The 15,502-nt window shown below is 72.5% G+C and carries 17 protein-coding genes; all 17 read left to right on the top strand.

What is annotated here, in order from left to right; all coding sequences use genetic code 11:
- Positions 1–459 (top strand): hypothetical protein (locus tag EAO77_RS39225; protein ID WP_187283583.1); only part of this gene is annotated, 459 nt, incomplete at its 5' end.
- Between the two features lie 337 nt (positions 460–796).
- The gene (locus tag EAO77_RS36690; RefSeq protein WP_147992609.1) at positions 797–1,390 is read left to right on the top strand and encodes a hypothetical protein; all 594 of its coding nucleotides are present in this window, start codon (positions 797–799) and stop codon (positions 1,388–1,390) included.
- Complete coding sequence (locus EAO77_RS36685; RefSeq protein WP_147992608.1) at positions 1,387–3,006, top strand: terminase TerL endonuclease subunit; 1,620 nt, start codon at positions 1,387–1,389, stop codon at positions 3,004–3,006. Before EAO77_RS36690 ends, EAO77_RS36685 begins: the two co-directional genes overlap by 4 nt.
- Before the next feature lie 12 nt (positions 3,007–3,018).
- Positions 3,019–4,479: a phage portal protein gene (locus EAO77_RS36680; protein WP_147992607.1), complete on the top strand. Its 1,461-nt coding sequence runs from the start codon at positions 3,019–3,021 to the stop codon at positions 4,477–4,479.
- Positions 4,476–5,471, top strand: coding sequence for a hypothetical protein (locus tag EAO77_RS36675; RefSeq protein ID WP_147992606.1), 996 nt, complete (start codon positions 4,476–4,478; stop codon positions 5,469–5,471). The genes EAO77_RS36680 and EAO77_RS36675 overlap by 4 nt, the downstream gene beginning before the upstream one ends.
- The gene (locus EAO77_RS36670; protein WP_147992605.1) at positions 5,468–6,304 is read left to right on the top strand and encodes a hypothetical protein; all 837 of its coding nucleotides are present in this window, start codon (positions 5,468–5,470) and stop codon (positions 6,302–6,304) included. Before EAO77_RS36675 ends, EAO77_RS36670 begins: the two co-directional genes overlap by 4 nt.
- A gap of 11 nt (positions 6,305–6,315) precedes the next feature.
- On the top strand, positions 6,316–7,296 hold the full coding sequence (locus EAO77_RS36665; RefSeq protein ID WP_147992604.1) for a major capsid protein: 981 nt from the start codon (positions 6,316–6,318) through the stop codon (positions 7,294–7,296).
- 36 nt (positions 7,297–7,332) lie between these two features.
- Positions 7,333–7,866, top strand: a complete 534-nt coding sequence (locus EAO77_RS36660) for a hypothetical protein (protein WP_147992603.1) — start codon at positions 7,333–7,335, stop codon at positions 7,864–7,866.
- A 3-nt stretch (positions 7,867–7,869) separates the two neighbouring features.
- Positions 7,870–8,421 carry a hypothetical protein gene (locus tag EAO77_RS36655; RefSeq protein ID WP_147992602.1) on the top strand — a complete coding sequence of 184 codons (552 nt, stop codon included), beginning with the start codon at positions 7,870–7,872 and terminating at the stop codon, positions 8,419–8,421.
- Positions 8,418–8,825: a DUF6093 family protein gene (locus EAO77_RS36650; RefSeq protein WP_147992601.1), complete on the top strand. Its 408-nt coding sequence runs from the start codon at positions 8,418–8,420 to the stop codon at positions 8,823–8,825. Before EAO77_RS36655 ends, EAO77_RS36650 begins: the two co-directional genes overlap by 4 nt.
- Positions 8,822–9,208 carry a hypothetical protein gene (locus tag EAO77_RS36645; protein WP_147992600.1) on the top strand — a complete coding sequence of 129 codons (387 nt, stop codon included), beginning with the start codon at positions 8,822–8,824 and terminating at the stop codon, positions 9,206–9,208. The genes EAO77_RS36650 and EAO77_RS36645 overlap by 4 nt, the downstream gene beginning before the upstream one ends.
- On the top strand, positions 9,208–9,615 hold the full coding sequence (locus tag EAO77_RS36640; protein ID WP_147992599.1) for a hypothetical protein: 408 nt from the start codon (positions 9,208–9,210) through the stop codon (positions 9,613–9,615). Before EAO77_RS36645 ends, EAO77_RS36640 begins: the two co-directional genes overlap by 1 nt.
- A 9-nt stretch (positions 9,616–9,624) precedes the next feature.
- Positions 9,625–9,954, top strand: coding sequence for a hypothetical protein (locus EAO77_RS36635; protein ID WP_147992598.1), 330 nt, complete (start codon positions 9,625–9,627; stop codon positions 9,952–9,954).
- Between the two features lie 67 nt (positions 9,955–10,021).
- On the top strand, positions 10,022–10,501 hold the full coding sequence (locus EAO77_RS36630) for a hypothetical protein (protein WP_261994320.1): 480 nt from the start codon (positions 10,022–10,024) through the stop codon (positions 10,499–10,501).
- Complete coding sequence (locus EAO77_RS36625; RefSeq protein WP_147992596.1) at positions 10,501–11,034, top strand: hypothetical protein; 534 nt, start codon at positions 10,501–10,503, stop codon at positions 11,032–11,034. Before EAO77_RS36630 ends, EAO77_RS36625 begins: the two co-directional genes overlap by 1 nt.
- A 32-nt stretch (positions 11,035–11,066) precedes the next feature.
- The gene (locus EAO77_RS36620; RefSeq protein WP_261994319.1) at positions 11,067–11,339 is read left to right on the top strand and encodes a hypothetical protein; all 273 of its coding nucleotides are present in this window, start codon (positions 11,067–11,069) and stop codon (positions 11,337–11,339) included.
- Positions 11,340–11,341: 2 nt separating this feature from the next.
- Positions 11,342–13,315, top strand: coding sequence for a phage tail tape measure protein (locus EAO77_RS36615; protein ID WP_147992595.1), 1,974 nt, complete (start codon positions 11,342–11,344; stop codon positions 13,313–13,315).
- The last annotated feature ends 2,187 nt before the right edge of the window (positions 13,316–15,502 follow it).

Below are 15,502 nucleotides of genomic sequence, written 5' to 3'. Positions count from 1 at the left end.
CGGCTGACCGCCGCCGAGATCGACGCGCACCGCCCCGCGCTCCTCACCTGGGTCAAGGCCAACGGCATCGACCCGCGGACCATGAGCGACCGGGAGCTGTCCATCGAGGAGCACGGCACCCGCACCGGCATCTGCTACCGCGAGATCCAGACCGACCAGCACGGCCGGCACCTCGCCGACCCCAACCACCCCGGCGAGGTCCTCACCGTCCGCCGCTCCACCGAGCAGCTCCTCACCCTCGACGCCCTCGACTACCCGCTGCGCCGGCTCAACACCGGCGAGCTGCTCATGGTCCGCGGCCTCATCACCCAGCCCGGCCCCGACCCGGCGGCCGCGCTCGCGTCCCTCCTCGGCGACACCACGCAGCCGCGCGCCTGCACCTGCACCCTCGCCCGCCGCTGCGCCTCATGCCCTCCCGAGGACACCGCCCAGGCTGCCGGCGGCCAGGGTGCGCCGTAGCCGGGTGGCCGAGCTCTGCCGCGCCCGTCCCCGGGCCTGGCTGGCCGGCCTCCGCCGCGCGGTCGTCGAGCCCTGCTGGCGGACCTCGGCCGCCGGCCGGGCCCTGGTCGGCGAGCTCGCCCGGGCGGTCCCGGTGACGCTGGGTGAGAGCGGAGCGGCCGGCACCGGGGGGCACCCCCCTCCCCCGGAGGGCTGACGGACCGCCGGGGAGGGCGATCGCGCCGTGTACGGGTCTGGGGGTCCCACGACGACGCGCCCACCGTGACCCACTGTGACTCCGCCCGGCCGCGACGGCAGGGCACTGACGTGCTGCGACAGCACCAGGAGAGTGATCGACATGGCAGGCATGGGCCCCGCCCCGAACCCCAACTCGCGGCGCCGCAACGCCACGTTGCCGATGACGCTGCTGCCGGCCGCCGGCCGCCCGGGCGACGCACCGCGCTGGCCGCTGGTCGATGACGTCGCTCTGACCGCACGGCGCGACGCCGCGCGCCGCCAGGCCGACGAGCTCGAGCTCCAGTTGACCGAGCCGGAGCTCACCGGCCGGCGCCGCACCGCGCTCCAGAAGAAGCACGACGCCGCGGTGACCGAGGCCAACATCCTCACGAAGAAGGTGGAGGCGCAGGCCTCGGTGGAGGCCGAGCTGTGGGCCGAGCTGTGGCGGCTGCCGCAGGCCGTGATGTGGGAACGGCACGGCTGGGTGCGGGAGGTGGCGCAGTACGTCCGCTGGAAGGTCGCGGCGGAGCTCGGCGACCTCGACGCCTCCAAGGAGTCCCGGATGTTGGCCGACCGGCTCGGCCTCAACCCGCTCGCCATGCTGCGGCTACGGTGGGAGGTCTCCTCGGACGAGGTGGCCGAGGCCCGGGCGGCCCGGCCGGCGCGCACGGGCCGGGACGTGAGGTCGCGGCTGCGGGCGGTCGGTGACGAATGAGGACCCCGGGCGTCCGCCGATCTCTCGGCTACGCCCTGGCGGACTGGATCGAGTTCTACCTCGTCCACGGCCCCGGCGACGTCCAAGGCCAGGAGATCGAGCTCGACGAGGAGATCCTCCGCTTCATCGTCTGCTGCTACGCCATCGGCGCCGACGGGCGCCGGCGCTTCGACGAGGCGATGCTGTCCCGGGCCAAGGGCCGCGCCAAGAGCGAGATCGCCGGGATGCTGGTGGTCGCCGAGGCCCTCGCCCCGGTCCGTTTCGATCACTGGGCCGAGGCCGGCGAGGTGTCGGACTGGGGGTACGAGTACCAGAAGGGTGAGCCGGTCGGCAGGCCGGTGACGTATCCGTTCATCCGGTGCCTGGCGACCGAGGAGACGCAGGCCGGGAACACGTACGCCAACGTCACCTACATGCTCAGCCACTCCGAGCTGCTGCAGGAGGACTACCCGGGCGTCGACGTCGGCAACGACTGGCAGACGTCGACCAGGGTGTTCCTGCCCGGCGGGGGGGAGATCCGGCCGTCCACCGCGAGCTCCGCCGCGAAGGACGGCGGCAAGGAGAGTTTCAGCGTCGCGGACGAGACGCACCTCTACGTGCTGCCCGAGCTCCGCGACATGTACGACACCGTCCAGCAGAACACCATGAAGAGGAAGATCGCGGAGCCGTGGTTCCTGCAGACCACGACGATGTACGCGATCGGCGAAGACTCCGTCGCCGAGCGCACCCACCGCGACCACAAGGCCCGCAAGGCACCGCGGCTCCTCGTCGACCACGTCCAGGCGCCGGCCGCCCTCGTCGAGGACGAGGCGTACGACGACCCCGGGCAGCTCAAGCGCGGCCTCATGCAGGCCTACGGGCCGTTCGCGCGCCATATGGACCTCGACCGGATGATGGCGAAGGCCTACAAGCCCTCGCAGGACCGGGCCAAGTTCCGCCGGTACTTCCTGAACTTGGCCGTCTCCACCTCGGAGACGTGGCTCAGCAGGCACCTGTGGGAGCGGTGCGAGCTCCCACAGGACGTTGCCGAGGGCGAGCGGATCACGCTCGGTTTCGACGGGAGTGACCACGACGACTGCACGGCGATCACCGCCTGCAGACTCAGCGACGGGTACGTGTTCACGCCGCGGTTCCCCGACGGCCGCCAGATGATCTGGACCAAGTGGGACCAGGGCGACCCCGACAACTGGCGCGTCCCGCGCGCCGAGGTTCGGGCCGCGATGACGTACCTGCGCCAGACCTACCGGGTGGCTCGCGCGTACGGCGACCCGCCGGACTGGCGCGACGAATGCGACGACTGGGCCGAGGAGTTCGGCGCCGAGATTTTCCTGATTTTCGAGACGCGGGTGGCCACCCGCATGTGCCCGGCGCTCGACCGCATGCTCACCGCCGTGCGGTCCGGGGAGCTCACCCACGACGGCAACCCGACCATGGCCGAGCACGTCGGCAACGCGCAGCCCATCCGCCGGCCGTCCGGCATCGCGATCACCAAGCCCAGCCAGGACCGCAAGATCGACTCTGCGGTCACCACCGCCCTGGCCCTCGAGGCCCGCGCGGACGTCATCAAGCTCGAGCTCGCCGCCGCGGCGACCAGCTCCAGCTTCAGCGCCTACTGAGAGGGGGCCCCGGTGCCCGTCAGCGAGCAGGAAGCTCTCCGCATCACCCGGGTCCTGGAGGAGAAGCTCGACCGCCGGCAGGCGAACATCCGCGAGTGGAACCGCTTCTACAAGGGTGAGGAGAACCTCGCCTACGCCAGCGACAGGTTCCGGGCCGCTTTCGGTGGACTCTTCGACGAGTTCTCCGACAACTGGTCCTCGGTCGTGTGCGATGCCCCGGCGGAGAGGATGACCCCGGTTGGCTTCCGGTTCGGGCCGACGGACGGCCAGGAGGCGCGGAAGGCCGACGCGACCGCGCAACGCTTCTGGCAGGGCTCTTCCATGGACGCCTGGGCCCGGATCGCGCACCTCGAATCCATGGTCAAGAGCCGGTCGTTCCTGCTGGTGTGGGCGGAGGACCCGACCGACAACGAGACCGAGCCGGAGATCACCGTCGAGGACGCCACGCAGTGCATCGTGGAGTACGAGCCGGGCAACCGGCGCCGGCGCAAGTGGGGGCTCAAGCGCTTTTTCGATGACGACGGGTACGCCTACGCGACCCTCTACCTGCGCGATCAGATCTGGAAGTGGCGCCGGGCCCGGGTCAACTCCGGTCTCATCCTGCCGTCCTCCCTGGCGCTCGGCAGCGGCTGGCACCCGCGCGACGATCAGGCCGTCATCCCCAACCCGCTGGGGCGCGTGCCGCTCCTGGAGCTGGTCAACAAGGCCCGTCTCGTCGACGACCCGACGCCGGAGCACCGGATCGTGATGCCGCTGCAGCGCGCCGCGAACAAGCTCATCGTCGACATGCTCACCGCGAGCGAGGCCGGCGCCTTCCCGGCCCGCTGGGGCTCGGGCATCGACCTGCCGAAGGACCCGCGCACGGGTCAGGAGATCGACGACCCGGAGCTGTGGCGGCTGTCCGTGTCCAAGATGCTCCGCGCGTCCAACCCGCAGGCCCGATTCGGTAGCTTCGAGGCCGCTGACCTGCGGAATTTTGCGGCGGGTATCACCCTGCTGATCGAGCACATCAGCAGCCTCAGCCGCACGCCCCCCACGTACTTCATGGGCAAGGTCGAGAACGTCAGCGCGGACACGCTGACCGCCTCCGAGGCCGGCCTCGTCAGCAAGACGAGGGACAAGACGCTGTTCGCCGGGGAGACCTGGGAGGAGGCGGCGCGGCTGTGCTTCCTCGTCAAGAACGACACGAAGCGCGGCAACGACCCGCTCGCCGAGACGATCTGGGCCCCCGTCGAGTACCGCACCGAAGCGCAGCACGTCGACGCGGTGGCGAAGAAAAAGTCCTTGGGAGTGCCGTGGCGTCAGCTCATGGAGGACCTCGGGTACACCCCGACGCAGATCACGCGCATGGAGGCGATGCTGGAGGCCGACACCGCCCGGGCCGCGAGGGCGCTGGCGTTCCAGCCGCTCGACGACGGCGACGGCCAGGAGGACGGGGCCGGCGCGGAGGAGCGGGCGGGTGAGCTGGTGTGAGCGGGCCCTCGCAGCAGGCACGGCGCTGGTCCGCCGAACACCAGGCGCTCGCCCTGTCGCTGGTGCTGCGGGCGGACGCCCTGTGGTCCCAGGTCGATCCCCGCCGGATCGGGCCGTCCTGGCGGCGGATCAGCACCCAGCTCACCGCCATGCTCATCGCCGCGCAGCAGGCGTCCGCCGAGGGCGCGCAGCAGTACGTCGCCGCGGTGGTGGCGGCGACGGGCGAGCAGTCCCGGGAGGAGGGCACGCTCAGTCCGGCCGCGTTCGCCGGGTGGGCGGCGGACGGCCGGTCGCTGTCCTCGCTCCTCGAGCTCCCGGCCGTCACCACGCTCACGGAGATAGCGGCAGGCCTGCCGGAGGAGGCGGCCCTGGAGCGGGGCCGGATGCAGCTCCGGCGGATCGTGGCCACCGAGGTCGCCGACGCCGGCCGGTCCGCCGTCGGGGCGAGCATCGTGTCCAACCGGACGTGCACCGGCTACGTGCGCGTCGTCGCCCCGGGGGCGTGCGGGCGGTGCGTCGTCCTCGCAGGCAACGTGTACGGGAGCGCGGTGGCGTTCCGCCGGCATCCGCTGTGCCACTGCGTCCACGAACCGACCACCCGCGGCCGCCGCGGCGCCCGCGTCGACCCCCGGGCCTACTTCGACTCCCTGACCGAGCGGGAGCAGAACAGGGCGTTCACCGTCGCAGGCGCCCGGGCCATCCGCGACGGCGCGGACATGAGCTCCGTCGTCAACGCCCGGCGGCGCGGTGCGACCTACACGGCGACCGCCTACGGCCGCCAGGTCCGCGCCACCCGCGAGGGCACCACCAGGCGCGGCCTGTTCGCCTACCAGGAGCGGGCCCGGGCGATCGCCCGCGGCCAGGTCCCCGCCTCCGGCCGGGGCTTCCGGCTCCGCACCCCCCGGCTGCTGCCGGAGGAGATCTACGACCTGGCGGCCGGCAACCGGGACGAGGCGATCAGGATGCTGCGCCGCTTCGCCTACATCCGATGACGCGGCGCGACGCCGCACACCACCCCTTCACCCCTCATATGGAGAGCGCGATGCTCAAGCACACCCGCACCCGCACCCGTGTCCTGGCCGCCGTCCTCGACGGCCCCGGCTGGGCGCACCCCTACGGCGACCCGTTCGTCCTGTATGCCGACGGCGGCGACTCCGGCGACGGAGACGGCTCCGGGAAGACCGGCAACGGCCAGGACGGCGGCGACTCCGGCGACGGAGACGGCGCCGGAGACGCCGGCGATGGCGACGGCCAGGGCGACGGAGGCGACGGCGAGGACGGCGAGGAGCTCGGCGCCAAGGGCCTCAAGGCCCTGCGTGAGGTGCGGCAGGAGAACCGCCGTCTCAAGGCCGAGCTCCGCCGCGCCAAGTCCCCCTCCGGCGGGGGCGGGAAGGCCGGCGGTGTGGGCAAGGGCGCCGCCAAGGCCGATGACGGCGACGGCGAGGGCCAGGAGCTCGACGCCGACGCGATCCGCGAGCAGGCCCGCCAGGAGGCGCGCGCCGAGGTCTGGACCGAGCGGGTGCAGTCGGCGGCCGTCGCGGCCGCCTCCGGCCGCATGGCCAACCCCCAGCTCGCCGCCCGGCTCCTCGACCTCGAGGACGTCGGCGAGGACGACAAGGGCAGGCCCGACCGGGCCACGCTCACCGAGCTGATTGACGAACTCCTCGAGGAGGAGCCGTACCTGGCCGCAGCGTCCGCGAAGGACGACAAGGGCGGCCGGCGATTCGAGGGCGGCGCCGACGGCGGCGCCCGCAAGTCCACCAAGAAGGCAACGACGCTGGAAGAGGCCGTTGCCGCACGACTCGCCGGTAAGCCCGGCCGTTAGAGAGGCACACCATGCCCGTAACCCTCGCTCAGGCGAAGCTCAACGCCACCGATGACATCGACACTTTCGTCATCGACGAGTTCGCCAAGAACAACTACCTGCTGGAGACGATGACGTTCGACGACGTCGTCAACCAGGCCGGCGCCGGGGCCACGCTGACCTACGGCTACACCCGGCTCGTTTCGCAGGCCGGCGCCGCGTTCCGCGCGATCAACACCGAGTACACGCCCGGTGAGGTCACCAAGCAGCGGTACTCGGTCGACCTCAAGCCCCTGGGCGGGAGCTTCCAGATTGACCGGGTCCTCAACCGGGTAGCGGCCGCGGCGGAGACCACGCTGCAGATGCAGCAGAAGATCAAGGGCACGCAGGCCCGCTTCAACGACGCCGTGATCAACGGCGACGTGGCCGTGGACGCCGACGGGTTCGACGGCCTCTCCAAGTCGCTGACGGCCTCCTCGACGGAGTACGGCGCGGCCGTTTCCACCGACTGGCGCGGGGCCACGATCGGCTCCGACTCGGGCAAGGCGAACGACGCGCTGGACGCGCTGGACGCGTGGCTCGCCATGCTCGACGGCCAGGCGGACGCGATCCTCGGCAACATCGATTCGCTGGCGCGGATCCGGTCCCTGGCCCGCCGGGCCGGGTACTACGACCGGAGCGCGTCGGCGTTCGGCACGCAGGTGGAGACGTACCGGGGTATCCCGTTCGTCGACCTCGGCGCCAAGGCGGGGTCGAACAACCTGGTCATCCCCACCACGTCCAAGACGGTGGCCACGGTGGCCGGCAACTACACGGACATCTACGCGCTGAGGTTCGGCCTCGACGGGTTCCACGGGGTGTCCATGGCCGATGCGCCGCTGGTGCAGACGTGGCTCCCGGATTTCTCGACCTCGGGCGCCGTCAAGACGGGCGAGGTCGAGCTCGGCCCGGCGGCCGTCGTCCTCAAGAGGACCAAGGCGGCCGCGGTTTTCAGGAACATCCTCGTCCGCTGACCCTGCTGGCCTTGACCTGATTGGAGAACCGCCGACATGGCACGCATCACCGCACCTGTCCGTGACTACAGCGGCCCCGGCCCCGGAGGCGTCATGTTCTCCGACGGCGCGGCCGAGACCGACAACGAATCCGTCATCGCCTACTGCCGCGGTGCCGGGTACGGCATCGACGAGGAGCCGCCGGCCCCGCCCGCGCCGTCCGTCCCGGACCCGCGCGACGTCACCACCACGGTGGTGGGCGGCCCGCTGCGGGACGCCGCGGTCGAACCGAAGCCGGGCGATTTCCGGCCGCCGGTCGGCGCCGGGGACGGCAACCCGCACGGGCCCGACGTCTACGCGCCGGGCCTGCCCGGCGGAGGCCTGCAGCCCACCGCCCCGCCCGACCCCGTCGACGACGGCACGGGCGAGGTCCCCACGATCGATGAGCCCGCCGAGGTGAAGCGCCCGCCGCAGGCCGCGACGGTCGGCGAGTGGCGCGACTACGCCAAGACCCAGGTCGAGGACGAGGCCGTTCACGCCGAGATCGACAGGGCCACCAAGGCCGAGCTCATCAAGACGTACGGAGGCTGACCGATGCCGCTGGAGGCGTTCGCGACGGTCGACGACCTCGAGGCCCGCACCCTGCGGGACCTCACGGATGTGGAACGCCAGCACGCGCCGCGGCTCCTGGCGGACGCCTCCAACCTCATCCGGATGACCGCCGGGTACCAGCAGATAAGCCGCGTCGTCGACGACACCGTCCTGCTGCGCGGCTCCGGCACGCACGTCCTGGTGCTGCCGCAGCGCCCGGTCGCGGGGGTGGCCTCGGTGGCCGGCCTCACGACCGCGCAGTGGCAGTGGGACGGAGGTGAGCGGCTCACCCGGCTCGACGGCCGATGCTGGACGGGTGCGGTCACCCTCACCTACACCCACGGCTACCTGCCGGAGGAGACCGCGTACCAGGTGGCCGCGACGGTCGCCTGCGACGCCGTGAAGCGCCTGTTCCTCAACCCGGACATGATTCGGCAGAGGTCGATCGACGACTACTCCGAGACCCTCACCGACGCCCGGGCCACGCTCCTGGCCGGTGAGGAGGACACGATCCGCAAGGCGTTCGCCGTCTCGTCCTGGGGGGTGTCCGGATGAGAGGCCTGGAGCAGCTGCTCGCCCGTGGCCGCGCGGCCGCCCGGGAGCTGCAGCGTGAGCGGATCCGCCTGTACCGGCCGGGTGCCGGCGGGATCGACTGGGAGACCGGCGAAGAGGCCCCTGCGGACGGCGCGACGCTGTTCGAGGGCATGGCCCGGGTCAAGGCTGCCGCGCACCAGGGCGAGGAGGTCGACGCCGGCGAGGAGAACGTCACCTTGCGGGACTACGTCGTCTCCCTCGACTGGGACACCCCGGCGCTGGCGCAGCGGCCGCAGGTCGGGGACCGGATCGAGGTCCTGGCCAGCCCGGAGGCCCGGATGGTCGGCCTCACCCTGTGGGTGACCGGCGTCGGGTACGGCTCGACGGCGACCGCCTGGCGGATCGGAGCGGAGGACAGGCAGTGACGGCAGACACCCGCGAGCTCCGCCAGCTCGCCCGCGCCCTGGAGCGGAACCTCGTCGAGGCGGAGGCCGGGATGACGGCGATCGTCACCCGGGGCGCCCTCAACGTGAAGACCGACTGGAGGAAGAGCGCCGAGCGGACCGCGGGGCGTCACGCCCGGCTGTACCCGCGGAGCATCAGCTACGACGTCGTCCCGATCCCCGGCGGAGCGCAGGCGGAGATCGGGCCCGACAAGACGCGGGTGCAGGGCCCGCTCGGCAACATCCTCGAGTACGGGACGTCCCGGCAGGCCGGGCACAACGACGGCGGCCGCGCGCTGCTGGCCGAGGCCCCGCGGTTCGCCGCGGCCGTCACCGCCCTCACCGCCCGGCTCGGGAGGCTGTGATGCCCCCCGGGACCGCGCCGGACATCGGCCCGCACATCCAGGCCGTCACCGTCCGGCTCACCGAGCAGGGTCTGACCGTGGGCGACGGAGGGGCGCCTGCGGTCAGACCCGCAGGCGGCCGCTACGCGGCCGTGTACTTCGACCCCGGGCAGTCCCTGTCGGAGTCCCTGGCGGACCGGCGCACGATGCTCACCCTGGGGTTTCAGATCACCTGCGTGGGCCCCACGGCTACCGCGTGCCTGTGGGTCGCCCAGCAGGTCCGCCACGCCCTCCACCGGCCCCTCGTCGTCGAGGGCCGCGCCACTTGGAGGGCCGAGGAGTTCGGCGGCCCGTACGTCCAGCGCGACGACGACGTGTCGCCGCCCGTCTACTACCTGCCGGTCCAGTACCGGCTCCAGTCCACCTAGGAGTGCCCCATGGCCACCCTCAGCGCCCAGGCCGTCAGCCTGGCCGGCATCAACCCCACCTATGCGAACGCCGCGTCCGGCGGCGACAAGGTCAGCCCGAGTGACCGCACGTTCCTGCACGTCAAGAACGGCGCGGGTGCCCCGGTCACCCTCACGCTGACCACCACGGCGGACGTCCGCGGCCAGGCCGTCGCCAACGTCACTGTGGCCGTCCCGGCCTCCGGTGAACGGATGATCGGGCCCCTGTCGCGCGACCTGTTCGCCTCCCCGTCCGACGGGCTGGTGGCCATCGGCTACAGCTCCCACACCTCGGTCACCCTCGCCGCCCTGCGCATCTGACCACCCGCCCGCTCACCCATCCGCCGCCCCTCCTGGGGCGTTTTTCATGCCCCAAGGAGGGCCTCTCATGGATCTCATCAGCGACGGCAAGACCCGGGTCGCCTGGGCGAGCAGCCTCGCCAACCTGGCCGCCCCGAGCCTCGCCGAGCTCGGCGCCGCGCAGGAGCTGACCGACCGCATCACCCCCGACGGCCTCAAGATCGACCCGTCGACGGCGGACGTCGACACCGGCAGCCTGGCGAGCAAGTTCGACACCAAGGAAGTCGGACGCGTCGGGTACGAGACCGAGCTGACCTTCAAGCGCGGTACCACCACGCAGGAGGACTGGCCATACCAGAACCTCACCTACGGGGTGCACGGCGTGCTCATCGTGCGCCGCGGCATCGACGTCGAGACCGCCTGGACGGCCGGGCAGCAGGTGGAGACCTACCCCGTCGTCTGCGGCGAGCGCGCCAACGTGTCCCCCGCGGCCAACGAGGTCATGAAGTTCAACTCGCCGATCAAGGTCTACGCCCCGCCGGCGACCGACGCAGTGGTGGCTGCCTGATGCCGAACATCGAGGACATCCTCAAGCGCGCCAAGCCGCGGCAGAAGTCCGTCTGGGTCTGCCTGGCCGGTGACCTCCTGGCCGAGGTCGACCGCCTCGAGCGCGAGCTCCGCGAGGTGGGCGAGGGCTGGTCCCCGGACTCGCTCGCCGCCACCGACCCGCGCGAGAAGATCGCCAAGCGGATCAAGAGCGTGCGCGAGCAGATGAAGAAGGCCGAGACCGAGTTCGCCTTCCGGTCGATCGGCGACCGGGCATGGTCCGACCTCGTCGCCGCCCACCCGCCGAAGAAGCAGGGGCCCGGCGGGCAGACCCTGATGTGGGATCCGGACACGTTCCCCCGGGCCCTGATCGCCGCCAGCGCGGTGGACCCGGTCATGACCCCGGAGCAGCTCGACGCCCTGTTCGAGGTCCTCAACGAGGGCCAGCGCACGGAGTTGTGGGACTGCGCTTACGCGGTCAACACGGAGGCGACGAGCATCCCTTTCTCGTTGAGCGCCTCCGGGATCCTCTCCTCCCTCACCGACGGGAAGTAGAGACCGCCCGCGCCTGGGGCGTACCACGCAGCGTGTTCTTCGGCCGTGTGGTCGCCCCGGGCGAACCCCTGTGGACCGACGAGGACCGGGCCTGGGCGCTCGCCCTGGCGGACGTCGAGCGGGACGTGTGCCCGGACTGCGGCCATCCCTGGTCCGAGACCTCCCGGCCCGAGGCCGAAGGCACCTACCGGGCCGAGCTGCTGCGCTGCCACGCGTGCGCCGCCGGCGCGACCACCGCGCACACGTTCGAGCAGAGCAACGGCGACACGCGCGGCATCCACCTGTCCATCCACAAGAAGGAGTAGCCGTGGCCGTCCGCACTGTGCGGGTGCTGCTGACCGGCACCGTCACGCCGTACACCACCGCCATGCGGGCGGCCGCCCGGACCACCGCCACCACCGCCGCGTCGATCCAGACCAGCATGCGCGCCGCGTCCGCCCGGGCGACCGCGTCCATGACCACCATGGCCCGGGCCACCGCGGCGCAGGCCGCCCGCGCCACGGCCGCCGTGCGCGGCATGGCGGCCCGCGTGAGCGCTGACGTCACCCGCATGAGCGTGCGCACCTCGGCGGCCGTCCGGGCCGCCCTGGCGCCGATCCCCGCCCTGGCCGCCCGCGCCGGGATCTCGCTGCGCGTCGCGGCCGCCATGGGATCCGCCGCCCTCACCACGATGGGGGTCCGCGCCACCGCCGCGTTCACCACCATCCGCACGGCGGCCCTGCGCGCGGCGACCACCGCGGTGACGCTCGGCGGCCGCTGGTCGACCGGCGCCGCGATCGCCTCGGCCGCCTGGGCCCGGGCGGCGGCGATGGTGTCCGCGTCCGCGGCGACCGCGCGGACCGTCGGCGGCGCGGCCGCCGGCTGGCTGTCCGCCCGCTGGGCCGCCGCCGGGACCGTGGCGTCGGGCGCCTGGGCGCGCGCGGGATCGGTCATCACCGCGGCGATGACCGCGACCCGGGCCGGGGCCGGCGCGGCCGCGACGTGGATCGGCGGCCGGTGGACGGCCGCCGCCGCGGCCGCGTCCGGCGCGTGGATCCGCACCAGCGCCGTCGTCACCGCGGCCACCACCGGTATGCGCACCGCGGCCGGGACGGCGGCCGGATGGGTCGCCGCCCGCTGGGCGGCCGCCGCCACCGCCGTGGGCCGGTCCTTCGCCGCCATGCGGCTGGCCGGGTACGCGGCCGGGGCCTCGATCATGGGAGTGGCCACCGGCGGCCGCCGCAGCCTCGAGGCCATGCGCGGCGCGTCGCTGGGCCTGGTCGCCGCGTTCGGCCTCGCCGCCTACGCGGCCGCGCGCTTCGAGAAGTCCATGTCGGAGGTGCGCGCCGTCACCGGCGGCTCGGCCGCCGACATGCGCAAGTTGGAGGCGGCCGCGCTGGAGGCCGGGCAGGCCACCATCTACAGCGCGACCGAGGCCGCCAAGGCGGAGGCGGAGCTCGCCCGTGCGGGCATCTCGACGGCGGACATCATCGGCGGCGCCCTGCGCGGCTCCCTCGACCTCGCCGCCTCCGGCCAGTTGGAGCTCGGCGAGGCCGCGATCATCTCCGCGCAGGCCATGAATGCGTTCAAGATGAGCGGGGTCGAGGTCGGGCACATCGCCGACGTCATCTCCGCGGGCGCCGGCAAGTCCGCCACGAACGTGCACGACATGGGCATGGCGTTCCGTCAGGCCGCGCTCCTGTCCTCGCAGACGGGCCTGTCCCTCGAGGAGACCGTGGGCACGCTCAGCCTGTTCGCGCAGAACGCGCTCACGGGCAGCGACGCGGGCACCTCGCTCAAGGTGATGCTGCAGAGGTTGGTGCCGCAGTCCAAAGAGGCCGCCAGCATGATGGACTCCATCGGGCTGTCCGCCTACAACTCGCGCGGCGAGTTCGTGGGCCTGACCGCCCTCGCCGGGCAGATGCGCGAGAGTTTCTCCAAGCTCACCCCGGAGGCCCGCAACGCCGCGATGGCCACGATCTTCGGATCGGACGCCGTCCGCGCGGCCACGGTCCTGTACGAGGCGGGGGCCGGGGGCGTCACCGAGTGGACCCGCGCCGTCAACGACTCCGGATACGCGGACCGTGGCCGCCGGCCTGGTCGGTGTCCTCGGTCTCATCGGCGCCGGTCTGCTGCTGATGCTGCCGCGCATCATGCTGGTGCGCCGGGAGCTGGTCGCGCTCGGCATGACCGCCGCCCGCACCCGCACCATGATGATGGGCCTGGGCAAGGTGGGCCTCATCGTGGCCGGGATGGCGCTGGTCGGCGAGGGTGTCCAGTACCTCACCCGGCGGTTCGGTGAGGCGCCGGCCTCCGTCGCGAAGATGACGCAGTCCATGGTCGATTTCGCGCAGAGGGGCCGGGCCGTCGGTGAGATGTCCCGTGTGTTCGGCGAGAACATGGACGGGCTCGGTGAGGCCGTCCAGCGCATCGCCCACCCCACGGGCATGGAGCGGTTCAACAACGCCATGGACGAGATCTTCACTTTGGGCATGGCGGACCCGATCAAGCTGGCCTCGGCGCGCGAGCAGATCAAGGCGATCGACGAGGGCCTGGCCGCCCTCGTCGCGAGCGGGGCCGCCGAAGCCGCTGCGGTCAACTTCCGTGCGTTCGCGGCCGAGGCGGAGCGCGGGGGCACGTCCACGGAGAAGTTCCGCACCTTGTTGCCCGGCTACACGGACGCGCTCGCCACGGCGGACACGCAGAGCAAGCTCGCCGCGGACGGGCAGGGGGAGCTCGCCGACGCCACCAGCATGGCCGCGGACGAGATGCAGGACACCCGCACCGAGGCCGAGAAACTCACCGACGCCCTCAACACGTTGAACGGAGTCAGCATCTCCGCCGCTCAGTCGGAGATCGGATTCCGGAGCTCGCTCGCCGACCTCAACGCCACGGTGAAGGAGAACGGCCGGTCCATGGACATCACGTCCGAGGCCGGCCGCAAGGTCAAGTCCGCGTTCCTCGACGCCGCCGACGCGGCGATGGAGCACGCCCAGGCCGTCGCCGAGCAGCAGGGGTCCGTCGAGGCCGGTAACACGGCGCTGGAGAAGGACATCAAGCTCCTGCGGGACGGCATGAAGGCCGCCGGCTTCCACAAGGACGTCATCGACCAGCTCACCGCCTCGTACCTGCAGGTCCCGGACACGGTGTCCACCCGCATGGACACCAACGTCAAGACCGCCCTCGGCGAGCTCGAGGCCCTGCAGCAGAAGATCCGGAACACCAAGGGCAAGTCCGTCACGCTCAACGCGTTGACGGCGACGGCCGAGAAGAACCTGAAGGACTTGGGGTTCAAGGTCACCCACATGAAGGACGGCAAGGTCAAGGTCGACCTCCCGACCGGCGGCACCCGGGCCGCGATCACGTCGATTCAGCGGTGGCTCGACGCGATCCGCTCCAAGACCGTCACCGTCACCACCCGGCACGTCGTGGTGGGCAGCGGCGCCGGCGCCCGCCAGACCGGCTCGCACGGCACCTCCCTGCGCGAAGCAGACGGAGGCCTCGTCGAGTTCTACGCCGGGGGCGGAGTGCGGCGGGAGAACCACATCGCGCAGATCGCGCGCGGCGGGACCTGGCGCGTGTGGGCGGAGGACGAGACGCAGGGCGAGGCCTACATCCCGTTCGCGCCCAGCAAGCGGCCGCGCTCCCGCGCGATCGCCGAGGAGACCGTGAGGCGCCTCGGTGGGAAGGGCGTCGCCTGGAACGCCAACGGGTCTGTGTCCGGGGGCCTCGCAGGGTTCGCCTACACGCCGACCGGCGCCAGCGTCCTCGGCGGCCCCGGCGACGCCATGGAGCGCTACAACAAGGCCTTCGAGGCCCTGCAGAAGGCGTGGGCGGACCTCAACTCGGCGATCGGCGATGCCCGGAAGAAGGCGGAGGCGCTCGCGGCCGCGGAGAAGAACCTCGCCAAGGTCCGCCGGGACGGGGGCACCCGCAAGCAGATCGAGGCCGCCAGGGAGAAGGTGGAGGACGCCCGGGCGGCGAAGCGGAAGGCCGACGCGCGCGTGCGCCAGGAGCGCGCCGACGTCGCCGCGGCGCAGAAGGCCACCGGCGCCGGCCGGGCCAGCCGGGCCACCGGCCCGGTCAACCTCGCCGCCTACCAGAAGCAGCTCGGCGACAGCCTCGCCGCGACGGAGAAGTGGCGGCGCAACCTGACCGTGATCGGGGCGAGGGGAGGTGACGAGGTCCGGCAGATGCTCGAGCAGATGGGAGAGGCCGGGTACGGCCTCGTCCAGTCCCTCGCCAACGCCTCCGATCAGCAGTTCAAGGACATCGTCGCCAAGCTCAAGAAGACCGGCGACATGGCCAAGGCCACGCTCGCCGATTTCACCCAGCAGCTCACCGGGGTGAACAAGGGGCAGCAGCAGTTCTCGGCGGACCTGCAGCAGCTCGCCGCGATGGGCTACGGCGACCTCGCCATGGCGCTCGCGGCGCAGGGCGACGCCACCGCGATGCAGCTCGCGCGGGGCGCGGTGACCGGCGGCGCCCG

Origin of the sequence: Streptomyces sp. T39, assembly GCF_008042045.1 — a bacterium.
Taxonomy (GTDB): domain Bacteria; phylum Actinomycetota; class Actinomycetes; order Streptomycetales; family Streptomycetaceae; genus Streptomyces.
This window is presented reverse-complemented; position numbering and strand designations above follow the sequence as displayed.